Source organism: Frisingicoccus caecimuris, assembly GCF_004340975.1.
GTDB lineage: Bacteria > Bacillota > Clostridia > Lachnospirales > Lachnospiraceae > Frisingicoccus > Frisingicoccus caecimuris.
Genome location: NZ_SLXA01000011.1, coordinates 1 through 24,758, shown reverse-complemented (window position 1 = coordinate 24,758; position 24,758 = coordinate 1). Strand labels below are relative to the sequence as shown.

Below are 24,758 nucleotides of genomic sequence, written 5' to 3'. Positions count from 1 at the left end.
TCCCGGCAAATCACTCTGTTAATACAAATGACAGGCAACAAAATGTCCGGTCTCTATTTCCTTTAATTCCGGCACTTCTTCCCGGCATTTATCACAGGCCTTTGGACATCGTGTATGGAACCGGCAGCCTGACGGTGGATTTGAAGGACTTGGGACTTCACCTTCCAGATGGATTCTTTTCTTTCCGGTCTCCTGTCCCACCTGGGGAATTGCTGAGAGAAGCGCTTCCGTATATGGATGATACCGTTTTTCATATAACTGATCATATGCAGCAATTTCCACCATTTTCCCCAAATACATAACACCAACCCGGTCACTGACCTGATAAACCACATTCAGATTGTGAGAGATAAAAAAATAGGTCAATCCCAGTTTTTCTTTCAGTTCCTGCAAAAGATTCAGCACCTGAGCCTGTACGGATACGTCCAGTGCCGATACCGCCTCATCACAGATAATGATATCCGGCTCCAGTGCCAGAGCTCTGGCAATACCGATCCGCTGTTTCTGTCCACCGGAAAGTTCATGAGGATACCGGCTCAAATGATAGGAATCCAAACCTACCAGCTGAAGCAGTTCCATAATACGGGCGTCTACGTCCATCTGCCCGCCCATCTGATGGATTTCAAAAGGCTCCATAAGAATCTGTTTTACCGTTCTTCTCGGATTCAGGCAGGCGGACGGATCCTGAAAAATAATCTGCGCCTTTTTCCGCATCTGCTTAAGTTCCGCACCTTTCAGTGTTGCAATATCCTGCCCTTCCAGATAAATATGTCCGTCCGTTGGCTTCAAAAGACGAATCAATGTACGTCCCAGAGTACTTTTTCCGCAGCCGCTCTCGCCTACAACGCCGAAGGTCTCCCCCCGCATGATCTCAAAACTGATATCGTCCACGGCCTTTACCGTGCCGGAACGCTTATTTTTTCCTTTAAAATATACTTTTACATGGTCGGCTTTCATCAGCATATCTTTTTCATTTGCTGCCATATACTAAGCCTCCTTCTCTTTGTCCGCATATAACCAGCATCGCACCGTCCTTTGTTCAGACAACTGTATCATCGGCGGCTCTGTTTCCCGGCATCGCGCCGTCGCATGTGGACATCTTGGTGAAAAACTACAGCCCGTAATACGTTCTGTCGGGTTCGGAACCATGCCCTCGATGGTTTCCAGAGGCGGTCTGTCCTTTGTAATCCTCGGAATCGCATTTAAAAGTCCTACCGTATACGGATGCTTCGGTTCCGCAAATAATTCCTGAGCCGGAGCCTTCTCCACAATATGCCCCGTATACATGACAATGACCGTATCACACAATTCACTGACCACGCCCAGGTCATGGGTAATAAATATGACCGATGTCTCCATACTCTCATTCAAATCCCGGATCAAATCCAAAATCTGGGCCTGAATCGTCACATCCAAAGCAGTTGTCGGTTCGTCCGCGATCAAAATCTGAGGTCGGCAGGCCAACGCCATAGCAATCATCACTCGCTGCCGCATACCGCCGGACATCTGATGGGGATATTCATGAGCCCGGACTTCCGGATTCGCAATACCGACAGCCCGCATCATACGCACAGCTTCTGTCATCGCCGATTTTTTATCCATTCCTCGATGAAGTCTCAAAGATTCGGCAATCTGTTTCCCGCATTTGATAATCGGATTCAAGGAAGTCATCGGTTCCTGAAAAATCATGGATATCTCATTTCCCCGAATCTTTTGCATCTCTTTCTCAGACGCTTTCACCAAATCCTGCCCTTTATAGAAAATCTCTCCGCCGGTAATCTTCCCCGGAGGATTCGGAATCAACTGCATCATGCCGAGAGAGGATACGCTCTTCCCGCTTCCACTTTCTCCTACGATACCCAATTTTTCACCCTTATGCAAAGTATAACTAAGGTGATCAACCGCCTGAACGGTGCCCTCCACAGTTTTAAATTCCACACACAGATCTTTTATCTCTAATATCGTCTCTATCTGACTCATGCTTTCTCTCGCTCTTTCCTGATATGTACTTCATATGTATGATTTCGACCGTTTTTCACTTTCTTGCATTAAAACGTCAACGTGACGCAAACGCACTATACATTATAAAATACCATATTTTCCGTTATAATTCAATCCTTTTCAAACTTAAACATATTTATGATATCTTCATCCTCTCCGTGCTATATCATCCATTTTTTCCTTAATCAACTGAAAGTCCGAAATGATCTCCGGCAATTTCGTATCATCCCTTAAGACAGCCGACGGATGATAAACTGCAGTCAACCACACATTTTTCCGATATACAAAGGTTCCATGCTCCCTCGTAATACGATAGTCCGGCCGGATGATCCGCTGAGCTGCAATTCTTCCCAGACAAACAATGATTTTCGGCCGAAGCAGAAGAGTTTCATATTTCAAATACGGAATACACCTCTCCTGTTCTTGCGGTTTCGGATCTCGATTCCCCGGCGGATGGCATTTAACAATATTGGTAATGTAAATCTCATCTCTGGACATGTGGATTCCAGACAAAAGCCGGTCCAACAGTGCACCGGACTTCCCCGTAAAAGGAATGCCGTCCTGATCCTCATTCCGCCCCGGCCCCTCAGCAATAAAAAGAATCGGAGAATGCAAATTTCCTTTTCCCATTACGGCCTTATTTCGAGTCTGCGATAAAGGACAGCGTGTACAATGATCCACAAATTGCTTTAGTTCATCATAGGTATACATATCTCTGTTAAATCCTCCAAAATAATAACCTTAGCGCGCGCAGCCTGACGAAGCGCGCCCATGCGAAGCATTTGATATGCGGGCTGCCCGAACAGGTATAGAACAAGCCCCATTCTCTGACCATCCAGAGTTTGGGGCTTATTTTTCGTGCGGATAACAGGGATCGAACCTGCACGGTTGCCCACTAGATCCTAAGTCTAGCGCGTCTGCCAGTTCCGCCATATCCGCAAAATATTAAAAAGACCTGCATACGCTGATGCAGGTCTTAGTGAGGCATCGGGGATTCGAACCCCGGACAACTTGATTAAAAGTCAAGTGCTCTACCGACTGAGCTAATACCCCACATCGTTTTGTTGAATCAAAACACTTCATGAACACGCCTTTGCACAACTGCGATAGCTGCTCCAACTGGGCTAGTTGGATTCGAACCAACGTAATGCAGGAGTCAAAGTCCTGTGCCTTACCGCTTGGCGATAGCCCATTAAAAGTACCTCACGGCAGCGGGTGGATACAGGGACTCGAACCCTGGGCCTCCAGAGCCACAATCTGGCGCGCTAACCAACTGCGCTATACCCACCATAAACGAGCCTGAAGGGATTCGAACCCCCGACCCACGGCTTAGAAGGCCGTTGCTCTATCCAGCTGAGCTACAGACTCATAGTGTTCAAAAAATGTGGAGTTTCCACTCCACAAAGCGGGTGATGGGAATCGAACCCACGTATCCAGCTTGGAAGGCTGGTGTTCTACCATTGAACTACACCCGCACATAAAGAAAATCGGGGTGACAGGATTCGAACCTGCGACCTCTTGATCCCAAATCAAGCGCTCTAGCCAAGCTGAGCCACACCCCGACGTTTTATCACGTTCATTCGTGACGCAAGATAGATTATATTATATCTTTCACTAATTGTCAACAATTTTTTTTACTATTTTTCTAAATAATTCAGAGCAAAATGAAGTTCCCCATAACGGTCAATATCCAGTATGACATAAGACGGCCTGCGGTTGTCCTGACGGGGATAAGAAATGCTTCCCGGGTTCACCGCAATCACATCGTCATCCAGGTCGATGAGCGGACGATGGGTATGCCCAAAAAATGCAACGTCACAGCCATGTTCCCTGGCAGCCGCTTTCAGGCGCATCGTGTCAAAGCTCACGCCATACCGGTGGCCATGAGTCATAAATATTTTATGATGTCCTATGACCACAACCTTCTCTGCCGGCACAGACGTAAAAAAATCATTATTTCCGCTGACCATATGCACAGGACAGGGCGAGATATCTTCAATATGTCCCTCACTGCCTTCCAGATCACCCAAATGAAAAATCAAATCCAAAGGTGCGATGAGACGGAGCACTTTTTCAAGATTTCCATTTTTTCCATGTGTATCGCTGACAATTAAAACTCTCATAAATCAACTATCCTCTGGCGAATAACTTCCTTCATAGCTTTCAGTGCCTTTCCCCGGTGACTGATCTCATTTTTCTGCTCCGGCGCCAATTGGGCCGTCGTACAGTCATACTCCGGCACATAAAAAATCGGGTCGTAACCAAAACCATTCTCTCCGGCCGGTGCATAAGCAATCTGTCCTTCGATCGTTCCCCGGCAGGTTTCCTCCGAGCCATCAAGAAATACAGCCGCAATAACACATACAAAGCGGGCCGAACGCTCCTCGCCGGACAGGCCGGAAAGTCTTTCAATAATATTGGCATTTTTTACCTCATAAGACGTATCCTCGCCCATATAACGGGCTGAATAAATCCCCGGTTCCTTATTCAGAGCATCGACCTCCAGTCCCGAATCATCGGCTAACACCAGACACCCGGTCAAGTCCCGGATGGCCCGGGCCTTGATCAGTGCATTTTCTTCGAAGGTTTTTCCATTTTCCACAATATCCACATCAATTCCCGCCTCTTTCATAGACAGGATCTCCACATTTAAATCCTTTAAAATTTCCCGGATTTCTTTCAACTTTCCTGCATTTGATGTGGCGAATATAATCTTATTCATTCAAAACGCCTCTCTTAATCTGTAAATGCTTTCAAGCACAAATTACATCCATATTCCGCTTCCGCTGAGTTCCACTGACTCCCATCGTAGCTGATATACCCTTCGCCATCGCTCAGGTCCGCGCCGGAAGTCAGCTCTGAAGCTGCAAATTCTATGGCGATCGGTCGTTCGCTTCCTTCTGTCGTTATTCGGACCATGACTGCAAACTGACTGCCGGCCCTCAAACGAACTATTTCCGGAATATCTACCGTATAATAACCGCCATCCTCACAATAGCCACTGCCGAGATACACCGGGTGCTCCAACGACTCCGCTCCATAATACTCCGGTACGGCATATATATCATAGGTCGTCTGTCCACCTGTCGCATAAAAACTGACCGCCCGCAGAACTTCATCCTGCCCGGCCGTATAGACATTGGCAAACCATGCCGACGGCTCTTTATAGCCAAGGGTTCCGACCCATCCAAGCATGTCGGACTGATAATTCATCCGATAATTATCCGTTTTATCCAGTCGGGTATAAACGATGTTGCTTGTTCCCAGATTACTGTCCTCATAAGACACATAAAAATATCCGGCGTCGCCAAAATCTTCTCCCCAACTGTTCCGGCATATAAAAGCGCCGTCATTCTCCGGCATGTGATTAAAATTCTCGCGACTGTAATCATCATCCCAACCAACGATCACGATATCATGGTTTGGTCTCTCATTTCCTGCGTAATAATAGGAAGCAGTCATCGGCTCATAATCCTCCGATGAATCCCATGCATTCTGAATAGACATATACAGAGAACTTTCCACACCGCCATAACGCATGATCATGGATTTAATCTTGTTTAAATCCTTTTCTTCAATCATTCTCGCTTCCTGAAGATGTCTGACCGCACCCAGGGATGTATCGGTAATGCCGTCCCCGTAAGGATCATCTGCTGCCAGAACCGGTCCTTTCCATGCCGCCAGATAGGCCAAAGCCATATTATAATCGCCGCCTTCCGTAGGCGCTATGTTAAATCCACTGTTCATCGTCATATGATCCACGGAGAAATCCAGTATTTCGCCGTTGGTTTGAGATGTCTCCAGAGCAGCCGTTGAAGCAAAAGCCCAACAGGTACCAAAAGTTCCCTGATTTTCAACGGTATTCAAAACACGATTTTCTCTCAAATCATAACGCCGGGGTAATTCTTCACTTTGGGCAGCATCCAGACTTGCCTCCCGTGTCTCATCATTCCATTGATAGACCAATCCGAGCGCAGAAGCCGCCTCCGTCATATCAATCCATATATTCTCCGGACCACGATCGGCTAACGTGTCATCCGTATTGGTGATGATGGCAATATCTTCAAAACATTGCCCCTGCACAAAGCACTGTCCATTCTCCCCGACCGTTACAGAAGCTCTCAGGTGATTCACCACAGCTGAAAGCGGCATCATCAAATGCATTTGGGAAGACATTCGCATATTTTCTATATCAAGCATCGTCCCATTGCAGGACAGCGTAAATCCTTTTTCATTGACAGCATCCGCTCTCGCGCTCACATAATAGCTCTGAAGCGATTCTGACGCCTGGCCGGCCAGATACCGTACCTGCGGCCGTGTCAGCACAATGCCGGTCACACAAATGATAGCAAGTAACAAAAAATATCGTTTTACATGCTTCAATTTAATCCTCCTGTTTTTTTCGTCTCGGAGGGCGCGGTCCCATAAATTCATACAAATAGGTCTTGATCATACCATTATAAATCTTCCGGTTTTTATCCGCTTTCCTTCCGATATATTTCTCAGCCTGGTCATATGAAGTCAACACAAAACAGGACCATGAATCCAAACGCCGGAAAGCCTCACCAATCTCCCTGTACAGGCCAGGCAGCGCTTCCCGTTCTTCGAGCCGCTCGCCATAAGGTGGATTCGTGATAACAAAACCATACTTTTTCGGATGACTCAGGGCGCTCACCGGACGCTGCTGCAGATGAATCAAATGTTCCACCCCCGCATCCACGGCATTCTGACGGGCATTTTTTACAATATCCCCATCAATATCATACCCCTGAATATCCATATCGATATCGTCGCGTATCAGATCATTGGCTTCGGTAACCGCCTCATACCAATCTTTCATCGGCAGAATATTTTTCCATGCTTCCGCAGTAAACTCTCGATTCATCCCCGGTGCAATATTCGCTCCGATCATTGCGGCTTCAATCGGGAAGGTTCCGCTGCCGCAGAATGGGTCCACCAGAATCCGGTCTTTATTCCACGGCGATAAAAGAAGAATGGCGGCTGCCAGCGTTTCTGACACCGGAGCTTTACTGATCAGCTTCCGGTATCCCCGTTTATGTAAAGATTCCCCGGAAGTGTCCAGGGCAATCGTCACTTCATCTTTATAAATAAACACTCTCAAAGGATATATCGCCCCATCTTCTTTAAACCACTCAATCCGGTAAGTCTGTTTCAAACGTTCAACGATCGCTTTTTTTACAATCGACTGAATATCTGAGCTGCTGAACAATTTACTTTTCGTTGTGGATGCTTTTTTTACCCAGAACCGGCCGTCCGAAGGAAGATATTCCTCCCATGGCAGGGCCTTTGTCTTCTCAAACAACTCATCAAAGCTATAGGCTTTAAATCGACCCACACACAAAAGCACCCTTTCTGCTGTCCGCAGAAACACATTCGCCCGGGCAATGGCCGAGGCTTCTCCTCGAAAAGACACCCGGCCATCCTCCACGCGTACAATCTCGTATCCTAAATTTATAATTTCTCGTTTTAAAACTGCCTCCATGCCAAAATGACATGGTGCGGTAAATTCATAGAGGGGCATACAATTTCTCCTTTTTTTAATTACTTCTATAGTATATACTTTTTCTTATCCTGCCGCAAGAAGATTTTATTCCCAGCATATGGAAGAAAACACCGACTACACCACCGGCCCCCGCCATGCTTCCATACCGCCTCCGATACTCAAAACCCGAAGACCTTTTCGGCTGAGCCTCCGCCCAAGGAGTAAACTGGTCGCTCCACGCTCACAACATAAAATAATGGTTCCATAACCACTAAGCACCGGAGCGTTCTCATCAAAATCATCAAAAGGCATCGAAAGTGCTCCGGGAATATGGCCCTCCCGGTATGATTTTCGATCCCGAATATCAATGACCACCGAATCTCCCTGCTGAATATATTTTAAAACCTCTTTTGAAGAGATAAAATCTAAACTCACACAATCACCTCATTCCTACATATGTTAATATATGCGGAAATTACCGTCGGTTGCCTGAACTAGGAAAGGGTTCGGCCGTTCTTCAACTTGTCAATATTAAAAAAATACCGCAGCGGTATTTTCCCGCTGCGGCATCTCCAAACATCCTCTGACTATCTGTCACAGTTCTTTGTTGTATTTTTCTCAGATGTATTCTGAGTGTTGTTGTTCTTAGAACTATTTCTGTCACTGTTTTTGGATGTGTTCTGAGTGGAATCATTCCGCTCACTGTTTCTTGTTGTTGAATAGTTTTCGTTGTTCTGATTGTAATTCTTTGCCATAATAGGACCTCCTTAATAAGATTACAATAGCTATTATGGCTTTATTTCATGGAATTATTCGTCCAATTAATATTTATATTTCCCGCTCAGCACAAACGTTCGTATATAAGCAAATGTCTTTTCTTCACCATATCGGCTCAGCATAATAAGCAGCCGTTCCAAAAGCTTTCTCGAATCCGGATGGATTGTCATATATTTCCTGCTTTTTTTATAATAATTTAAGGGATGGCTGTCCGTATAATCCTCTTTCGCATATATTTTCGATGCAGCCACCCGATCCATAAACATTTCAACCACATACCTCACCGGCATTTTCATGCCCTGGAGTCCCCGGGATTTGTCCACTGCCAGATCAATCCAATACTCATAATGGTGTTTATTCCGTCCTTTATGATGCAGCCAGGCCCGCGAATACCCCAATTCTTCCTTTTCAGCCGCATTTGGACTGCGATTCCCCTGAAAATACAGCACACCTGTCCGAAATTCCTCCGGAGTATATTTGGACAGGTCATGCATCAACCCCTGCCTGTAAAGCCCCACTTTAAAGCACCCCTGCATAACGGCCCGCTTATGCTTTGTAATTGTCCTGAAATGGTTCCATCCGTTTTTTAATCGATTCATTATCATGCCTCCTGTTTCTTCCATAACGGAAAGAGAGCGCTGGCAGCGCAAGGCCGTCAACACTCTCTTAGGATACTCTACTTTATAAGGAAATACAACTTGACTTTTTCAGACCGCGGCTTTTTCATAGGATTCATTAACTACATATCCCTGAACCCACTGAATTGCCCCAATTTCCTCCAAAGTCAGGAGCATACGGTAGCCTGACCGGTCATCTTCTTAATGGCATCCTTTACAGTTTCCACAATTTCCATTGCAGCCCTTGCCGGCTTTTTTATCCTTATAAATGCTTCGTACCGCCAGACCAGCTGCCGCCGCAACGATTGCAGCAACGAAAATAGTTCCCATGGCGCTCTGCTCCTTTCAAATCATGCCTTTGCCGTCTTCTTAACATTCACTGTCAACTTTGTGCTTTCTTTGTATGGGTGGAATAATAAATAGAGAAACCCTATGACAACAAGAACAGCAACAACCGTTCCGATACCAAATCCGCCGCCGGTAATTGCCGTACCAATCTGGTATACGCACAGAGAAACCGCATAAGCTAAAATTGTCTGATATCCAATAGCAAACCAGGTCCACTTCCCGCTGTTCATCTCACGTTTGATAGCGCCGATCGCTGCGAAGCAAGGTGCACAGAGAAGGTTGAATATGAGAAATGAATAAGCAGCAACCCCCGTCATACTTCCTGCAAGCTGTCCCCAAATTTCAGCACCATCTTCTGCAACTTCTGCAAAACCAAAAAGAATGCCAAATGTACCAACAACGTTTTCTTTTGCGATCAAACCTGTAACCGCGGCAACCGCCATCTTCCAGTCACCCCATCCGAGCGGTGTGAACAATGGAGCGATCACACTGCCGACAGATGCCAGAATACTGTTATCAAGCTGTTCTGCTTCCAGCATACCAAAGCTGCCGTCAGCCCATCCAAAGCTCATCAGAAACCAAAGTACGATGGTCGATAAAAGAATAATTGTTCCGGCTTTCTTAATGAAGGACCATCCACGTTCCCACATACTGCGGAGAACATTGGTGACCGTAGGCATATGATAAGCCGGAAGTTCCATAACAAATGGGGCCGGTTCTCCGGCAAACATTTTTGTTTTCTTTAAAATAATACCAGAGCAAACGATTGCTGCCACGCCTACAAAATAAGCGCTGGTTGCCACCCATGCGGAGCCGTCAAAAAAAGCTCCTGCAATCAATGCAATGATCGGAAGTTTGGCACCACAAGGAATGAAGGTGGTTGTCATGATCGTCATCTTCCGGTCTCTGTCATTTTCAATGGTGCGGGATGCCATGACACCAGGGACACCGCAGCCGCTCCCGATGAGCATCGGTATAAAAGATTTACCAGACAAACCGAACTTACGGAAAATACGGTCCATAATAAATGCGACACGGGCCATGTAGCCGCATGCTTCCAAAAATGCAAGAAAAACAAACAATACAAGCATCTGGGGAACAAAGCCAATAACAGCGCCCACACCGGCAACAATACCATCAAGAATCAAACTCTGTAACCAGGCCGCACAGTTAATACTTACCAATATGTTTTCGATGGCCGGTGGAATAATTTCACCGAACAGTACATCATTTGTCCAGTCTGTGACAATCGTTCCTACGGTTGTTACAGAAACATAATATACAATAAACATAACCACAGCAAAGATCGGCAATGCCAGTATACGATTTGTAACAATCCGGTCAATCTTATCAGATATAGAAAGCTGTCCTCTGGCTGATCTCTTATAACTCTTTCCGATCACAGAAGTAATATATCCATAACGTTCGTTGGTGATAATACTTTCAGAATCATCATCCAGAGCATTTTCTGCCTTTTTAATCATGTCTTCAACCTTCGGCACAACTTTCATTGTCTGGGCGATCTTGTCATCCCGCTCAAACAATTTGATGGCATAGAAACGTTTCTGCTCTTCAGGAATCGCAGCATCCAACATGTTTTCGATATCTTCCAGAATATTTTCAAGCTCCGGTGAAAATTTGTGTACCGGCGCGGAAGTATTTCTTGTTGCGACACTTACCGCTTTTTCTGCTGCCTTCATAATCCCCGTACCCTTTAATGCGGAAATTTCAACAATCTCACAGCCCAGGTCTTTTCTCAACTGATTAATGTCAATATGATCCCCGTTTTTCTCAACGATATCCATCATATTGATAGCCATAACTACCGGAATACCAAGTTCCATAAGCTGAGTGGATAAATACAGATTTCTTTCGAGATTCGTACCATCTACGATATTTAAGATAACATCCGGACGTTCCGTGATCAGATAATTTCTTGCAACAACCTCTTCCAATGTATATGGCGATAAGGAATAAATTCCCGGAAGGTCCATGATCACAACATCTTTATGCCCCTTCAGCTTACCTTCTTTTTTTTCTACAGTAACACCTGGCCAGTTTCCTACAAACTGATTGGAACCGGTCAATCCATTAAACAAAGTGGTCTTACCACTGTTCGGATTACCTGCAAGTGCAATCTTAATTGCCATTTTATAACATCCTCCTTCTTTCTCTGTAATTAGTCTTCTCTAACTCACAGCCATTAAAAAAGTACAGCACATTACTGTACTTCAATCATCTGTGCATCTGCCTTTCTCAAGGACAGCTCATATCCTCTGACAGTCACTTCCACCGGGTCACCCAGCGGAGCAACTTTACGGATATATACCTCCGTCCCTTTTGTAATGCCCATATCCATAATCCGGCGTTTGACCGCCCCTTCTCCGTGGAGCTTCACTACGGACACACTTTGACCGCATTTTACATCCTTCAATGTCTGCATTCTTTCTCCCTCCTGTTTAAACCATAATCTTATTGGCCATCTCCCTGCTGATTGCCACACGTGAGCCCTTCACATTAACAATCACATTTCCATTCATCTCAGAAACTACCGACACAATAGAGCCGGCAACAAATCCAAGACTTTTCAGAAATCGGCGCGCTTCTTCTTTTCCACCAATCTTTATTATAGTATTCTCTTCTCCAGCTTTTGCCATTGTTAAAGGCATCATCATCTCTTCCTTTCTGAGTTAGGAATTTCTAACCTTGTGTTTAGATTAGCACCAGCTAACCCAAATGTCAAGAGGTTTTGATAAATTTTTCCCAGATGTTTTTTCCTTTGTTTTTACCCTTTCCTGTGTTATAATAGTAATAATATTTGGGACAGGGGGAGTTACTCATGAAAATACAAGAATCTGCTGAAAACTATCTGGAAACCATTCTCGTTTTAAGCCAGCGGCATCCGCAGGTTCGCTCAATCGACATTGCGACTGAATTGGGCTTTTCAAAACCAAGCGTCAGCGTTGCGATGAAAAACCTTCGTGAGAATGGATATGTGACTGTCAATGAACACGGGCATATCTCCTTAACCGCGAGCGGTCTCCAGATTGCTGAAACCATCTATGAGCGCCATACCTTATTATCCAGTTGGCTGGAATTTCTTGGTGTAGACAGCAAAATTGCTGCTCAGGATGCCTGCCGCATTGAACATGTGATCAGTCCGGAAAGCTTCCAGGCAATCAAAACCCATGTTGCTGCCGGAATGAAAGATTCCCGGAAAAATAAGTGAGAGCCGCTGTGTCAGTCGGAGACTCATAAAGAAGTAAATAAAAATTTCATTGAAACCGGCGTGGCAAAAGTCACGTCGGTTTTTCCTTCAGGGTAATCTCCTTAAATATGCAAAGCGGCGGGACGGATGGAACCAATCCATCCGACTCGCCGCCAGACTCACATATCTTTTTTATCGTCTTTTTTTATGTTTCCGTTTGGCCACTGCCAACGTTGTGGTCATAGCAGTGCCGGAAATACCCAGCAAAGCCAGCCACAAAGCCACATTGGTCTTATCGCCTGTCTTTGGTGAATCATCGGTTGGATTCGCCGGCTTTGAAGATTCCGTCGAAGGCACCTGTGTATCAGGCTTGTCTGGTTTGTCCGGTTGATGTGGAATCTCCTTGTGATTGTTAAACAATGTCATTACCGTTTTTCCATCCTCAATGATTCCGTCTTCGCCAGAAGCTGTTACCGTGTAATCTGCATGATCGCTTTCACTCACAGCATATCGAATACCCTCGGGAAGTCCCGTTGCCCTTATACTTTCCCCATGTTTCAGCATGAACGTTGAAACTCCATCATGGAACATCATATCTCCATATTGTCCGTTAATGGATGTATCAGAGAGCGTTACAGTAAACAGGAAGTCCTTACTCGTATCACCTCCATTGCCAGAAACCATTTTTGACACGATCAGGTTTCCAGTCTTTGGATCAGGAACAGGATCACCGCTGTTTTTTACATTCATGAAAGCTACAACAGAACCACTTTCTGTGATTATGCCATTCTCCCCAACAGACGAAGTTGTATAGCCGTCCTGATTGGCCTCAGCTTCTGTAACCGTATAGGTGATATCCACCGGCAGGCCAATGGCTGTCTTACTTTCCCCGTGCTTTAACGTAAATGTAGCAATACCATCCGTAAAGGTCATATTACCATAAGTACCACTGATTGAAGTATTTTCAAGTTCCACTGTGAAAGAAAAGTCCTTCTGTTTATCTCCAGCGTTGCCGTCAACTGTTTTGGAGACGGTCAGGCGTCCAAGTAATAAGTCCCCCTTGTAATTGATGAACGCTGCATTGGCCGTTTCATCCTGTTTAATTACGCCATTGATAATGCCGGATTTCGGGTATATCGACCAGTCGCTCTCTGCCTTTTCCGTAATTTCCCACTTTGTACCGTTCGGCAATCCGAGAATCGTCAGCGCCTCGTCATGACGCAGAGAAAGCATCCCGCCATCTCTGATATAACCAGCACGCTGTTCACCATAGTAATAGTATTCGCCGTCCAGCGCCGTGCCGTCAGTATTTTTCAAAGATACCGTAAAGGTAAAGTTCCGAGTATACGCCTCATCGGACAAGCTCTCCCCGGACACGATTTTGCTGACCCGCAGTTTGCCGGTATCCTCCGGCGTAATCTTTTTATCAGTAACAACAACGGTATTCAGCAGGCTGAACAAGCTTGTGAGATCCATTCCGCTCAAATTATCCCAGTTGGCGCTGTTACTGCCGTCCCCGTACAATCTGCTTTGCAGCGCAGCCGTGTTCTGTACAACACGAGTCCGCAAAAAGCCGACATCCGTGGTGAAGAACGGATAGATGTTTTTTCCGCCGTCTTCATCGTGCAGTCCATAGTCCACCACTGCATTGATGCCATAGTGCAAATTCATGCTGCGTGGAATTTGAGTTCCCTCAAGCAGATCATCCTCCCAGCCATTTAGATTGAACGCCCCGGTCTCCTGCGTCTGAGCAATCGCTGTAATATCCCTTAGTGTAATGTTGACCATATCATCCGCTGCATACTTCGTCATGGTCTGCATCAGCTTACCAACGCCGGCCATAACGGTAACGCCGTCATCCTGTGTGCCGGCATCGGCATAAATCGAATAAATACCCACAACTACCAGAATTTCTGTATCGTTTTGTTCATAGCCCTCCGGTGCGCTCGTCTCTGTCAGAATATACTCGGAGCCTACTTCCGCCCACGCTACCTGGGCGTATCCTGCACTTTCCTTTGCATCCGGCCTGAAAATCAGCATGCCGTCCTGCCCATCTACTGTGGCGGTAGTGCCGGTGATGGCCGAGCCGTCCGGACCGGTAAGGGTGAACTCAACTCCATTTACACCCCGGCCGTCCTCATCCACCTTCTGTACGCGCAGCTCCCGGCGCTCGTTTGGGATATAAATGGTCGATCGGAACTCCCGCTGAAACTGATCAGTGTTCAGGAAGGAGAAATCGCGGGCAGTAAAGTCATCCCCGGTGATCGTCAGGTTCTCTACAATCTCATCAATCACCGCTTCGTAAGACTTGCCGCCCTGGACTCCCATTTCGACTGCGTTGGATACATAGGCTTCCAGAGCCTCATAAAGTTCCTCAGATGTATTCCCCGTAATGCCGAGTTTATTTAATGCGCTCGGCTCAAGGATGCCATATACCATTTTCATGTCGCCATCTGGATTGTTCAGAGCATAGCGGTCTGCCCGTCCCGGAAGATCCTCTAACAGTCCCTCCAGCTTCCCGGTATCCTTGTTATATGTAAGGCGCCATTCGGGCCAGCGCTCATCGCTGGCTTGATACAACGCCGCCTTTAGAACGGCTTTACGCCACGCTTCGGCAGTACGTTCCTCCGGAGCAACCGCTCCATATCCTTCCGTATTGCTGCCGTACATGGCCAGCCACTTTCCGTCGTTAGCCACATCATCGTGGGACATTCCACTCTCCAGCAGCATAGGAACGGCGACAATCAGCCCCTCCCTTTTACTTTCCAGACCGAGCTTGGTTTGGCTTGACGCAATGACTCCTGTGTTCGTGTCAAATTGGCCATAAGTCAGTTCACCCGTTTCCCGGATATTGGAAAAGAAGCTGGCGTATGCGCCGGTCTGATAACGGTTTGCAACGACCAGCATGGAGGTATTCGGGTCAAACCTGAGCACAATATCCTTTGGCAAAGCCCGATAACCGCCAGCCGTTTGGGTTTCCTTCAAAATGTAGTAAAGCGTGCCGTCTGAATGATACTGATCGGTGAAGCTGAAAGGCGAACCATCCGCTCTGGTAAACGATGTTTTTCCGTCTGCTCCAGTTGTCAGCGTTCCAATAACATCGCCTGTCACATCATAGTCGGCAACATCGGTGCTGTCACCATTGTTAGCCGTTGCCGCATACAGATCAAACATCACACCTTCCAGCGGATCACCGTTCTGGTCTACCTTTTTTATGCTGTGGTAGAGAGAAGGCTGAAGGTTGAAACGCATCTGCAGGCTGGAATCGTAATTTCCGCGCTCCAGATAAAACAATTTCAAGCTGTGATCGGTACCGGTAGGGAATATCTTTGCTCCACTGTCATTGGTCGCCCAATGGATCGCATCCGCCTGCTCCTGCCCCAGTGCTTCTGCAAACATGTCATAGATCGTGGTTATTGTATCGCCAGGCATGCTGCCAGGGCTGTCCGGCAGTCCGCCGGTTCGCCAGCTCTGTCCGGTGACGACCTCCCCCGTACTGAAATTAATGGTGCCGTACAGCTCGCTGTGGATGCCGCCAAGATCCAGCACCAGCACGTCGTCTATGAAAATCCAGACGTCGTCGTCTCCTGAAAACTGAAAGACCATATCCTGCTTGCCGGATGAACCCATATTCAGCTTACCGTTCTCTGGCTGTGTGAAATCCACCTGCATGGTCATCCCCATGTGATGGTTGATAAGAATGTCCTGGTTTGTTGCTCTGTTATGGAGAAGTCCCTGGCCCCATTTCGAACCATCGAGACCCCGATCCGTGTTCGACGTGCTTGTACTACTGCTTAGGCAATTCTTATCCGTGTCAATGCTGTCAAACACCTGCTTGCCTGTGTTGAACGGATAGAAATTGCCAAGACTCATGTCGCCATTGAAGCCATTGCCGTCCCATCCGCCGTCCGTTCGCCATATTGCAGGGCCATCGTACAGAATAAAGGAATTTCCATTTTCATTAAATTCTGCAAAGTTTTTCCGGGCGTCGTAGTAATAGTAACCGTTCTCGTCCACCTGGAACAGACCGGTGACATTTTCGTAGGAGCGTTTATACGTATTCGCACTAAGGTCGAACAGATAATTCAAGGAAGCATCACCATTGTAGTTATTTAACACCTTCTGAGACAAAGCAGGCGCATTTCTGTAATTGTCCCCCTCCGCTCTTACATCCTCGTCCGCCGCCCATGCGATACAGAATGGAAGTTGGTTTTCCTGATAGCTTTCAGCGTTGGCAATTGGTTCACTTGCGGCCGCTGTATTGATCACCGGATATCCATCGGTCAAAGTCGGCAACACAATGCCCTTCATGTTGGTGTTGTCCTGAGCCCACTTTCGTCCCGCACCAGCGCCATTGTTCCAATAGCCCGCGCCAACAATACTGTCGCCAAAGAGCAATAGGCGGTTTTCGTTGATGCCCTTGTTCCATTCGCCGGACTTTGCAACCTTATACCAACTGTCAAGTGGCTCTTTATTCGTAAGATCACTTTCTGCTGCGCCATCCCTGGACGCCACATAATCAAACAGGTTGACAGTGGTACCCGCCGGTGTAATACCCTGTACCTGATGTGCCGCCAGTGCTTGTTCAAGTTCATCTTCACTGTTTATCAGCGTACGATTGCCGGGGTAGATTGCATATACTTCCGCACCGCCGACATCCAGCCAGACTTCCAGCGGAGAGACGTCTTTTGCCAAAGCGTAACCTTCACCCAAAGCCGCCCGTAAAAGGTACAATGTCTGCTGCTCTTCCTCCGATACGTCAAACACCTGCGGTTCTTCCGACAAGGCGGAAAAATCCCATGTGACGTCCAACAGTGTTTCTTCGTTGGACTGATCTGTGTCGTTCGATAATACTGCACTGATCTGCTTAGGCAGCATTTCCGGCAAAATTTCCTGAAGCATATCCGGAGTCATTTCCTGCATATCCGCACCAGGCAGGGACAGATACCACGCTCCGTTATATTCGGTAAGAATCTCCTCCTCGTCCACCCATGTCCAATTTGTGATACTATGTTCCAATACTTCGTTCTCGTCACTCGAAGTCATGGACTCCTCTGCTGAAAACACATCTTCCGTTGTATCAACATCGGACCCCTCTGTGGAAGACACATCTTCCGTTGTATCAACATCGGAAGACGTTGAAAATTCTCCCGTCCCTGTTTCGCCAAAATATTCCGTTGTTTCCTCTGAAAAATCTGTATCAGAAAAAACACTTTCAGAGCTTTTTCCGTTATCCTCCTCAATAAAAGGAATTTCCGTCATTGATGTCTTGTCAGATACCTCAGCCGCTACGACTCCCATCATATTCGTACTGAATAATACAATGCAGAGCGCTGCACTGACCACTCTGCGCCACTTTTTCAATCCACGTTTTTGACCACGTGAATATTTCCGTGTCTTATCTCTGATTTTTACATCAAAAAAATCCATTCATAACACCCTCATTTCTCATTAATTATATCAACGCCCGATATTTCAGACTTTTTCGTTCGTATGTGTTATCATATCGTTGAATCTATTTTTACACTGATTTGTATAAAAAACAGGTTATAAAACAGGTAAAAACGCACAAAATGTATGTAAAGTGAACGCCCGATATTTCCTACTTTTTCCTGTTTTGATCTCCGCACTTTTACCTATACAACCACCTCAAAAAGTTTCCCGGTACAAAACTTCAAAAGCTCGTGGTAATTGTAGTTAATCCATTGTATCATCTTCAAATGAGACAAAAATAGACAACGGCGTGACAACCGTTCTCTATTTTTTTGTGCAAAGAAGAGAGCGTCCCAAAAGTTATTTCGTGACTTTTGGGACGCTCTCTTTGTCCATCAGTTTATGCCTTTGAATTCAAATATGACATTTAAAAAATATGGTGGCATGCCCGAATAGATATACAATCCGCCAGGATAATCCGGTTCCTTCCAAAGTCCGGACAACGTCTCTAATATGTTTGTTTTCAAGAACCAGCATATTGGACGGTTTCACCCCCGCCAACACCGGCGCGCATTGTCCTGCAATTTTCACCTCTAAAGACTGATGCCGCCACCATGTCAACATTCCTTTGTCTCCCTTACTAATTAGCTCCAGCCATCATTAGTTTTAACTAACTCGAAGGATACACTACTTTCTCTGATTTGTCTATACCCTGGATTGATAAAATTTCTCAAAAAAAACGCCTCTACAAAGCATATAGCTTTGCAAAGGCGCAATATACACAAAATATTTTTAATGTTCCCGAATCATTTTCACACATTGAATAAGAATGGTCGGAATAACCGCCAGAAGATAAATCGCTCCGTACTGGCCTGATGTCAATGATGATACGAGGAAGAGACGTTTTAATACGGGCACAAACAGTACAAGATTCAGGAATACCATACCTGCCGCAAATGCAGCGAGACTGTACCAGTTTCCAGAAAATCCAATTTTAAAAATTGAATGTTTGCTCCGACAGTTAAATCCATGAAAGAGTCGGGCTGCCGTCAGTGTTGCAAAGGCCATCGTACTGGCCAGCGCCGAACCGCCCTTGTTCAATCCCATATAAAAAGCAGCCATCGTTACAGCGGCGATCAGCGCCCCCTGGACGAATATATCTGTCATAAACTTCTTTGTAAGGATTCCCTCTTTCGGGTCTCTCGGCTTTTCCGACAGCAAATCCCTCTCGGCCGGTTCCATGCCAATAGCAATGGCCGGAAGAGAATCGGTCAGAAGGTTGATAAAGAGTAGATGTACCGGAGCAAAGGGCATCGGAAGGGCCATGACAGACGTATACAGCACACTTAAAATTCCCGCCATATTTCCAGAAAGCAAAAACTGAATGGCATTTTTTATGTTTCGATAGACATTTCGTCCGTTGGCCACCGCTTTGATGATTGTTGCAAAATTATCATCCGTCAAAATCATAGATGCCGCATCCTTCGATACTTCGGTCCCTGTGATTCCCATAGCCACACCAATATCGGCTTTCTTTAATGCCGGGGCATCATTCACACCGTCTCCCGTCATAGAAACCACATGTCCCCGGCGCTGCCATGCATCAACGATCCGTATTTTATTTTCCGGCGATACCCGGGCATAAACCGATATCTTAGAAATTTTCTCATCCAGTTCTCCATCCGGCATGGCATCCAGCTCTGTTCCGGTCACTGCCATATCGCCATCTTCAAAAATGCCAATCTGCCGTGCAATGGCCGTCGCCGTAATCTTATGATCCCCTGTAATCATAATTGGCCGAATACCCGCCCGCTTTGCATCGGCAACGGCTGCTGCCGATTCTTCCCTCGGCGGATCAATCATGGAAATCAATCCAAGGAAAATATAGTTATCTTCGGAATCCAGAGAGAGCGTTTCATTTTCTTCTGCTTCCCGGTAAGCAAAAGCCAGAACACGGAGACCATTTTCTGAAAAATTCAGATTCTGATTTAATATAGTCTCCCGGTCCGCCTCTGTCATCTCCCGGACACCTTCCGAGGTCCGAATTCGTGTTGTCCGGTCTAAAAGCACATCCAAAGCACCCTTGGTCAGCAGCGTCGGTACTCCATGAAGCCGATATTTTGTCGTCATCAGCTTCCGGTCCGAATCAAAAGGAATCTCCTCCAGACGCGGCATCATGTCCCGGATGACCCTGTCAGGTAAATGAATTTTACGGACCATTTCCACCAGGGAATATTCCGTCGGGTCCCCGATACCCTTGCCGTCAACAATGGTCGAATCATTGGTAAGTATCGCGTCATAAAGTAAATACCGGTGCAATTGATTTTTTAAATCCAATTCCTCAGGTTCAATCACCTTGCCATCAATATAAATATTTTGGACCGTCATTTTATTCTGAGTCAGTGTTCCCGTCTTATCCGAGCAGATGACCGATACACATCCCAGGCTTTCCACGGCTTTCAGTTCTTTGATAATCGCATGCTCCTTCGCCATTTTCTGTGTCCCCATGGCCTGCACAATGGTCACTATAGAACTTAAGGCTTCCGGTATGGCAGCCACCGCCAAAGCCACAGCAAACATCATCGCATCCAATACCGGCATCTGACGATATAAACTTAACGCAAATACAATGACACAGATGACCATGATGACCATAGCAAGTTTGCTGCTGAACTGGTCCAGACTGACCTGCAGCGGCGTCTTTTTCTCCCTCGTCGCATTCATGAGACTGGCAATCTTACCGATTTCCGTATCCATCCCTGTTCCCGTTACGACGACAACACCGCGCCCATAGGTCACCAGACTACTGGAATAAACCATGTTCGACCGTTCAGCCAGCGGCACTTCCTCATCAAGGACACCTTCTGATTTATCCACGCTGGTGGATTCGCCGGTCAGCGAACTTTCATTCACCTGGAGAGAATAACTGTTTAAAACTCTTCCATCAGCCACTACCAGATCACCGGCTTCCAAAAGCAAAATATCCCCCGGCACTACATACTTTGAGTCAATCTCCATTTTCTGTCCGTCACGAATGACCTTGGCCGACGGCGAAGACAGGGATTTGAGACTATCCAAAGATTTCTCTGCCTTCTTATGCTGAACTGTTCCCAAAATTGCATTTAAAATTATGACAGCTATGATAACGATCGTGCTCTCTTCACTTCCGGTAAAAGCAGAAATAACTGCGGCAACGATCAGTATTATGACCAGCAAATCCGCAAACTGAGATATAAACACTTGAAGAGTACTTTTCTTCTTGCCTCCTTCCAGTACATTTTCTCCCTTTGTTTCGAGAAGCTCCGCTGCTGCCTTCGATGTATGTCCGTCTTTTGTCACATGAAGATTTGCTAAAATATCTTCTTCTGTCCGTTGATACCATGTCCTCATACTGATTCCTCCTTCATGGGCCAAACATTTCCGCTTACTGTGTAACTTTGCGAAAAAAGAAGAGACTTTCAATGTATCTATTTAGATTTCCCATCTTTTCTCAAATAGATACATCAAAAGTCTCGTAACCATTCATATATATGGTATACACCACCAGACCCCCAAAGGGCCGCGATTGTTGACAGTGTATTTCAACTACTCCCTTTTAATGAAAGCCTTCTCCAGGCCAACGTCTTACAACAATTTTTTATCAAGTATACACGTTTGGCTATATAAAGTCAAGAAAAAAGTCCTTGTAAATCGTACTTTACAAGGACTCTGCCGTGCGTTAGAGGATTCGAACCCCCGACCTTTTGGTCCGTAGCCAAACGCTCTATCCAGCTGAGCTAAACGCACATGTCTTAACAACAGTAATTATTCTACAATGGTTTCTTACTATTGTCAAGTACTATTTTATTTTTTTTAGTTAAGTTTAAGACTTATTTCAACATTGGTACAGCTAACGGATAAAAGGAAAAGCTTGTTCAGAGACTTATAATAAGCACTCTGAACAAGCTTTTCTATATTATTTAATCATTTTTCTTCTTATTTCGACTGTACACAAAGATTCCTGCCAGTACCAACACTGAAATAATCAGCACTGCAAGAACTACTGTTACATTCACACTATCTCCTGTCTTCGGAGAATCAATCTTTCTGGCCTGCTCAAAGGTTACGGAAACCGTATGATTTGCATTCACTGCCTTAAAGGTGTATTGATTATTCTCAGCCTTTACTTCATATCCGTCCACATAGACTTTGGATACTTTATAACCATTATATGGTGTAAAGGTGAATGTATAATCTTTACCCTGTTCTGCCGTAATATTTCCCTGAGGATTAATCATTCCATTGCCATTGGATGTGGCTGTGATCGTATACTGTGTCACCGGTGCTGCCGTTACTTTAAATGGAATCGTATAGGCTTTAACTTCACCTGAAGCTTTCCAGGCTCCGCCCGTATAGTCTTCCCTCTCAAAGTCCACACTCAGCCGATAATTTCCGACCTCAACCAGCGTAAATGGTATGGTATAGTTATCTTTCCATGAATTGAATGCTTTCTGACCCCAATTCCATGTACGAGGTATCCATCGGCTGTCTCCTTCTACAGGATTCACATTGTCCATACCGTTACCAACGGCCGTTGCTGTTAATTTTGTGCCGGAAACATAGGAACCATCCATTGCCACGCCTGTAACCCTGGAACCCTCGAACGGAACAAGCGTCTGATACATGATACTGTCACTGGCAACGCTTTCCATTCCAGTCTCCGGATCATACTTGATTCGTGTTTTAAACTGGTATTCTGTACCGGCTTTCAGCTCTGTAAATTCCGGACTCGCCTGCCATACGAAATTATCCCCTGTCTCGCTGATTCCATACTCGCCGTTCTCTAACGGGGCAAGACTGATCGAAGTTTCTGTCCGTCTGGCAATTCCGGGAGCCCCAGGCGCCGCTGCCGCAGGTGTTTTGGTGCGCACTGCCGCCGCTTCACTCATCACACTCTCCTGTGCCTTTGACGGATCGTATTTCATCCGGGTTACAAAACTATATTCCGTATCCGGCTTCAAATTACTGAACACTCCGGTATCATTCCAGGTCCCGGCTTTGCCTTCACTCAACAAAGCATATTCCTGACCTTCAACAACCTTTAAACGAACTTCTGTATCTGTCCGGGATTCCACCTCCGGTTTGACCGGTGCTTCTGCCGCCGTTTCTAACTGAGGCGCCTCTGTTTCCTTCTTTGACTCAGACTCTTTAGATTCCTTTGATTCGGATTCTTTTGACTCAGATTCTTTTGATTTGGATTCTTTTGACTCGGACTCTTTAGATTCCGCTGGCAACGTCATCTTCTGATCGTCCGGTGCATTCTTCGGCGGAGCTTTTATCGGTTTCTCCGTGTTTAATGCCGGTTCCGTTTCTTCCGGAGTCTTTGCTTCATCCTTTGACTCAGAAGCCGGCTCTGTAGTTTTTGTAGTTGATTCTTCGGATTCTATGGCTGGCTCCGTAGACTCTGTTGCCGGTTCCGTCAACTTAGTGGTTGTCTCTGTCGTGCTCTCCGTCGTCTTTGGCGCGGAAGTTTCTGTCTTTACCATTTCTGTTTTAATCGTCTCGGTAAGTACTTCACCCTTCTCATTTCCTTTTTCACGCTTTCCAAAAACATACTCCCGGTTTGCTTCTAACCCAGAAAATGTCACTTTTACTATTTTATGTGTATTCTGATCCTCGATATACTGAGAAGCTTCTGCCCACTTCCAGTCCGGTTTATCCTCTTTCACTATCTGAATCGCGTACTCATACCCTTCTTCCACCTTCAGAGTAATACTGTCTTCTGTCTTTGACTCAGTCTCAATATTGACCTTTTTCGTCTCTTCAAGTGCGTAAACGTTCGACGGTACTGAAAAAACAGAAGTCATCATAAAGACCGCCATTAACAGCACCACAAATAATCTGGATTTTCTTTTTTCCATACCTGTCACCTCTCTCCAATATATATATTTCCTTTTTCTTTAATACCTATAGTTTACCATATATACAGAAAAAATCCCATTCTTTTTTTGTCAATTTTTCATTTGACAGCATTTTGTAAGATTTTAATAATAAACAGTCTGTATAAACACATATTACATCCACTTTCCGGGCTTATCGCACAAAAAAAGAGAAACGTTAAATTTGCAACGTTTCTCTTTTTCTGGTAAATGCCGGCGACCGGAATCGAACCGGTACGATCGGTTAGGATCGCAGGATTTTAAGTCCTGTGCGTCTGCCAGTTCCGCCACGCCGGCATAAAAATGGGACCTACAGGGCTCGAACCTGTGACCCTCTGCTTGTAAGGCAGATGCTCTCCCAGCTGAGCTAAGATCCCATATGCATATATTATATCATTTCTGATTCAATATATCAATCTTAATTTTACAACTTTAAACTTTACAGGCCTTGCTTTTTTCCTGAGTGGACCTTCGGGGACTCGAACCCAGGACCGACCGGTTATGAGCCGGTTGCTCTAACCAACTGAGCTAAAGGTCCATACAAAATAGCCGATGATCGGACTCGAACCGATAACCTGCTGATTACAAATCAGCTGCTCTGCCAATTGAGCCACATCGGCTTGTAATGACTCCAAGGGGATTTGAACCCCTGTTACCGCCGTGAAAGGGCGGTGTCTTAACCGCTTGACCATGGAGCCTCAACAAAAAATATCATACCATATCTTAAAAAATTTGGCAAGATATTTTTTTCATTTTTTCGCAATTTTTTTCATTTTTTATCAAAGATATGGCTCATGCTACCCCGGAAAGCAAATACAATTTCTTTTCCCATAGGAATTATTGTTATATGTCTCATCGAAAAAAACAGGCTATTCAATAATGAATAACCTGTTTACAGCTCCCCGAGCGGGGCTCGAACCTGCAACAACTCGGTTAACAGCCGAGTGCTCTAC

General features: G+C 45.7%; 19 protein-coding genes and 13 tRNA genes. 1 reads left to right on the top strand and 31 read right to left on the bottom strand.

Features of this window, described 5'->3' with window-relative positions:
• Nucleotides 1-18 precede the first annotated feature (18 nt).
• The 21 genes from EV212_RS10315 to EV212_RS10220 form a co-directional block, all read right to left on the bottom strand.
• Nucleotides 19-984, bottom strand: a complete 966-nt coding sequence (locus EV212_RS10315; RefSeq protein ID WP_132092808.1) for an ABC transporter ATP-binding protein — start codon at nucleotides 982-984, stop codon at nucleotides 19-21.
• 3 nt (nucleotides 985-987) lie between these two features.
• The gene (locus tag EV212_RS10310) at nucleotides 988-1,980 is read right to left on the bottom strand and encodes an ABC transporter ATP-binding protein (protein WP_132092805.1); all 993 of its coding nucleotides are present in this window, start codon (nucleotides 1,978-1,980) and stop codon (nucleotides 988-990) included.
• A 168-nt stretch (nucleotides 1,981-2,148) separates the two neighbouring features.
• The gene (locus EV212_RS10305; protein ID WP_132092802.1) at nucleotides 2,149-2,712 is read right to left on the bottom strand and encodes a uracil-DNA glycosylase; all 564 of its coding nucleotides are present in this window, start codon (nucleotides 2,710-2,712) and stop codon (nucleotides 2,149-2,151) included.
• 148 nt (nucleotides 2,713-2,860) lie between these two features.
• Nucleotides 2,861-2,940, bottom strand: a tRNA-Leu gene (locus tag EV212_RS10300).
• Between the two features lie 41 nt (nucleotides 2,941-2,981).
• Nucleotides 2,982-3,054 (bottom strand) — tRNA-Lys (locus EV212_RS10295).
• Between the two features lie 66 nt (nucleotides 3,055-3,120).
• Nucleotides 3,121-3,193: transfer RNA gene (locus tag EV212_RS10290), tRNA-Gln, on the bottom strand.
• Between the two features lie 22 nt (nucleotides 3,194-3,215).
• Nucleotides 3,216-3,289: transfer RNA gene (locus tag EV212_RS10285), tRNA-His, on the bottom strand.
• Nucleotides 3,290-3,295: 6 nt separating this feature from the next.
• Nucleotides 3,296-3,369 (bottom strand) — tRNA-Arg (locus EV212_RS10280).
• 36 nt (nucleotides 3,370-3,405) lie between these two features.
• Nucleotides 3,406-3,476: transfer RNA gene (locus tag EV212_RS10275), tRNA-Gly, on the bottom strand.
• 12 nt (nucleotides 3,477-3,488) lie between these two features.
• Nucleotides 3,489-3,563 (bottom strand) — tRNA-Pro (locus tag EV212_RS10270).
• Between the two features lie 75 nt (nucleotides 3,564-3,638).
• Entirely contained in the window at nucleotides 3,639-4,124 is a 486-nt protein-coding gene (locus EV212_RS10265) for a metallophosphoesterase family protein (protein ID WP_132092799.1), read from the bottom strand.
• Nucleotides 4,121-4,723, bottom strand: a complete 603-nt coding sequence (locus tag EV212_RS10260) for an XTP/dITP diphosphatase (RefSeq protein WP_132092796.1) — start codon at nucleotides 4,721-4,723, stop codon at nucleotides 4,121-4,123. The genes EV212_RS10265 and EV212_RS10260 overlap by 4 nt, the downstream gene beginning before the upstream one ends.
• Nucleotides 4,724-4,737: 14 nt before the next feature.
• Nucleotides 4,738-6,384 carry a lectin like domain-containing protein gene (locus tag EV212_RS10255; protein WP_165873357.1) on the bottom strand — a complete coding sequence of 549 codons (1,647 nt, stop codon included), beginning with the start codon at nucleotides 6,382-6,384 and terminating at the stop codon, nucleotides 4,738-4,740.
• A 1-nt stretch (nucleotide 6,385) separates the two neighbouring features.
• Nucleotides 6,386-7,543: a THUMP domain-containing class I SAM-dependent RNA methyltransferase gene (locus EV212_RS10250; RefSeq protein ID WP_132092789.1), complete on the bottom strand. Its 1,158-nt coding sequence runs from the start codon at nucleotides 7,541-7,543 to the stop codon at nucleotides 6,386-6,388.
• Between the two features lie 96 nt (nucleotides 7,544-7,639).
• Nucleotides 7,640-7,939 carry a rhodanese-like domain-containing protein gene (locus tag EV212_RS10245; protein WP_132092786.1) on the bottom strand — a complete coding sequence of 100 codons (300 nt, stop codon included), beginning with the start codon at nucleotides 7,937-7,939 and terminating at the stop codon, nucleotides 7,640-7,642.
• Between the two features lie 152 nt (nucleotides 7,940-8,091).
• Nucleotides 8,092-8,259 carry a hypothetical protein gene (locus EV212_RS13480; protein WP_165873356.1) on the bottom strand — a complete coding sequence of 56 codons (168 nt, stop codon included), beginning with the start codon at nucleotides 8,257-8,259 and terminating at the stop codon, nucleotides 8,092-8,094.
• 66 nt (nucleotides 8,260-8,325) lie between these two features.
• Nucleotides 8,326-8,880: a DUF5662 family protein gene (locus EV212_RS10240; RefSeq protein WP_132092783.1), complete on the bottom strand. Its 555-nt coding sequence runs from the start codon at nucleotides 8,878-8,880 to the stop codon at nucleotides 8,326-8,328.
• 219 nt (nucleotides 8,881-9,099) lie between these two features.
• A complete protein-coding gene (locus EV212_RS10235) occupies nucleotides 9,100-9,228 on the bottom strand; it encodes a FeoB-associated Cys-rich membrane protein (protein WP_132092781.1) in 129 nt (42 codons plus the stop codon).
• Nucleotides 9,229-9,248: 20 nt separating this feature from the next.
• Nucleotides 9,249-11,396, bottom strand: coding sequence for a ferrous iron transport protein B (gene feoB / locus EV212_RS10230; protein WP_132092778.1), 2,148 nt, complete (start codon nucleotides 11,394-11,396; stop codon nucleotides 9,249-9,251).
• A gap of 71 nt (nucleotides 11,397-11,467) precedes the next feature.
• Nucleotides 11,468-11,689, bottom strand: a complete 222-nt coding sequence (locus EV212_RS10225) for a FeoA family protein (protein WP_132092775.1) — start codon at nucleotides 11,687-11,689, stop codon at nucleotides 11,468-11,470.
• A 16-nt stretch (nucleotides 11,690-11,705) separates the two neighbouring features.
• Nucleotides 11,706-11,915 (bottom strand): FeoA family protein, encoded by a 210-nt coding sequence (locus tag EV212_RS10220; protein ID WP_334295614.1) that lies wholly within the window; start codon nucleotides 11,913-11,915, stop codon nucleotides 11,706-11,708.
• 170 nt (nucleotides 11,916-12,085) lie between these two features.
• Between EV212_RS10220 and EV212_RS10215 the strand changes: the two genes are divergently transcribed.
• Nucleotides 12,086-12,475 carry a metal-dependent transcriptional regulator gene (locus EV212_RS10215; RefSeq protein WP_132092772.1) on the top strand — a complete coding sequence of 130 codons (390 nt, stop codon included), beginning with the start codon at nucleotides 12,086-12,088 and terminating at the stop codon, nucleotides 12,473-12,475.
• Between the two features lie 171 nt (nucleotides 12,476-12,646).
• Here EV212_RS10215 and EV212_RS10210 read toward each other — a convergent pair whose 3' ends face one another.
• From EV212_RS10210 to EV212_RS10165, 10 genes are all read right to left on the bottom strand, one after another.
• Nucleotides 12,647-17,884: a DUF7601 domain-containing protein gene (locus EV212_RS10210; RefSeq protein WP_132092768.1), complete on the bottom strand. Its 5,238-nt coding sequence runs from the start codon at nucleotides 17,882-17,884 to the stop codon at nucleotides 12,647-12,649.
• A gap of 417 nt (nucleotides 17,885-18,301) precedes the next feature.
• On the bottom strand, nucleotides 18,302-18,511 hold the full coding sequence (locus EV212_RS10205; protein WP_132092765.1) for a DUF3793 family protein: 210 nt from the start codon (nucleotides 18,509-18,511) through the stop codon (nucleotides 18,302-18,304).
• A 168-nt stretch (nucleotides 18,512-18,679) separates the two neighbouring features.
• Nucleotides 18,680-21,277, bottom strand: a complete 2,598-nt coding sequence (locus EV212_RS10200; RefSeq protein ID WP_132092762.1) for a cation-translocating P-type ATPase — start codon at nucleotides 21,275-21,277, stop codon at nucleotides 18,680-18,682.
• Nucleotides 21,278-21,599: 322 nt separating this feature from the next.
• Nucleotides 21,600-21,673, bottom strand: a tRNA-Arg gene (locus tag EV212_RS10195).
• A 173-nt stretch (nucleotides 21,674-21,846) separates the two neighbouring features.
• Nucleotides 21,847-23,787: an InlB B-repeat-containing protein gene (locus EV212_RS10190; RefSeq protein ID WP_132092759.1), complete on the bottom strand. Its 1,941-nt coding sequence runs from the start codon at nucleotides 23,785-23,787 to the stop codon at nucleotides 21,847-21,849.
• 229 nt (nucleotides 23,788-24,016) lie between these two features.
• Nucleotides 24,017-24,102 (bottom strand) — tRNA-Leu (locus EV212_RS10185).
• Nucleotides 24,103-24,109: 7 nt separating this feature from the next.
• Nucleotides 24,110-24,182, bottom strand: a tRNA-Val gene (locus tag EV212_RS10180).
• A gap of 87 nt (nucleotides 24,183-24,269) precedes the next feature.
• Nucleotides 24,270-24,343: transfer RNA gene (locus tag EV212_RS10175), tRNA-Ile, on the bottom strand.
• A gap of 9 nt (nucleotides 24,344-24,352) precedes the next feature.
• Nucleotides 24,353-24,425 (bottom strand) — tRNA-Thr (locus tag EV212_RS10170).
• 6 nt (nucleotides 24,426-24,431) lie between these two features.
• Nucleotides 24,432-24,503: transfer RNA gene (locus EV212_RS10165), tRNA-Glu, on the bottom strand.
• Nucleotides 24,504-24,758 lie beyond the last annotated feature (255 nt).

Coding starts and splice junctions, on each gene's coding strand:
- EV212_RS10250 (WP_132092789.1), bottom strand. CDS start 7,543: ATGCCCCTCTATGAATTTACCGCACCATGTCATTTTGGCATGGAGGCA.
- EV212_RS10315 (WP_132092808.1), bottom strand. CDS start 984: ATGGCAGCAAATGAAAAAGATATGCTGATGAAAGCCGACCATGTAAAA.
- EV212_RS10215 (WP_132092772.1), top strand. CDS start 12,086: ATGAAAATACAAGAATCTGCTGAAAACTATCTGGAAACCATTCTCGTT.
- EV212_RS10210 (WP_132092768.1), bottom strand. CDS start 17,884: ATGGATTTTTTTGATGTAAAAATCAGAGATAAGACACGGAAATATTCA.
- EV212_RS10235 (WP_132092781.1), bottom strand. CDS start 9,228: ATGGGAACTATTTTCGTTGCTGCAATCGTTGCGGCGGCAGCTGGTCTG.
- feoB (WP_132092778.1), bottom strand. CDS start 11,396: ATGGCAATTAAGATTGCACTTGCAGGTAATCCGAACAGTGGTAAGACC.
- EV212_RS10220 (WP_334295614.1), bottom strand. CDS start 11,915: ATGCCTTTAACAATGGCAAAAGCTGGAGAAGAGAATACTATAATAAAG.
- EV212_RS10225 (WP_132092775.1), bottom strand. CDS start 11,689: ATGCAGACATTGAAGGATGTAAAATGCGGTCAAAGTGTGTCCGTAGTG.
- EV212_RS13480 (WP_165873356.1), bottom strand. CDS start 8,259: ATGGCAAAGAATTACAATCAGAACAACGAAAACTATTCAACAACAAGA.
- EV212_RS10260 (WP_132092796.1), bottom strand. CDS start 4,723: ATGAATAAGATTATATTCGCCACATCAAATGCAGGAAAGTTGAAAGAA.
- EV212_RS10240 (WP_132092783.1), bottom strand. CDS start 8,880: ATGAATCGATTAAAAAACGGATGGAACCATTTCAGGACAATTACAAAG.
- EV212_RS10265 (WP_132092799.1), bottom strand. CDS start 4,124: ATGAGAGTTTTAATTGTCAGCGATACACATGGAAAAAATGGAAATCTT.
- EV212_RS10310 (WP_132092805.1), bottom strand. CDS start 1,980: ATGAGTCAGATAGAGACGATATTAGAGATAAAAGATCTGTGTGTGGAA.
- EV212_RS10305 (WP_132092802.1), bottom strand. CDS start 2,712: ATGTATACCTATGATGAACTAAAGCAATTTGTGGATCATTGTACACGC.
- EV212_RS10205 (WP_132092765.1), bottom strand. CDS start 18,511: ATGTTGACATGGTGGCGGCATCAGTCTTTAGAGGTGAAAATTGCAGGA.
- EV212_RS10200 (WP_132092762.1), bottom strand. CDS start 21,277: ATGAGGACATGGTATCAACGGACAGAAGAAGATATTTTAGCAAATCTT.
- EV212_RS10190 (WP_132092759.1), bottom strand. CDS start 23,787: ATGGAAAAAAGAAAATCCAGATTATTTGTGGTGCTGTTAATGGCGGTC.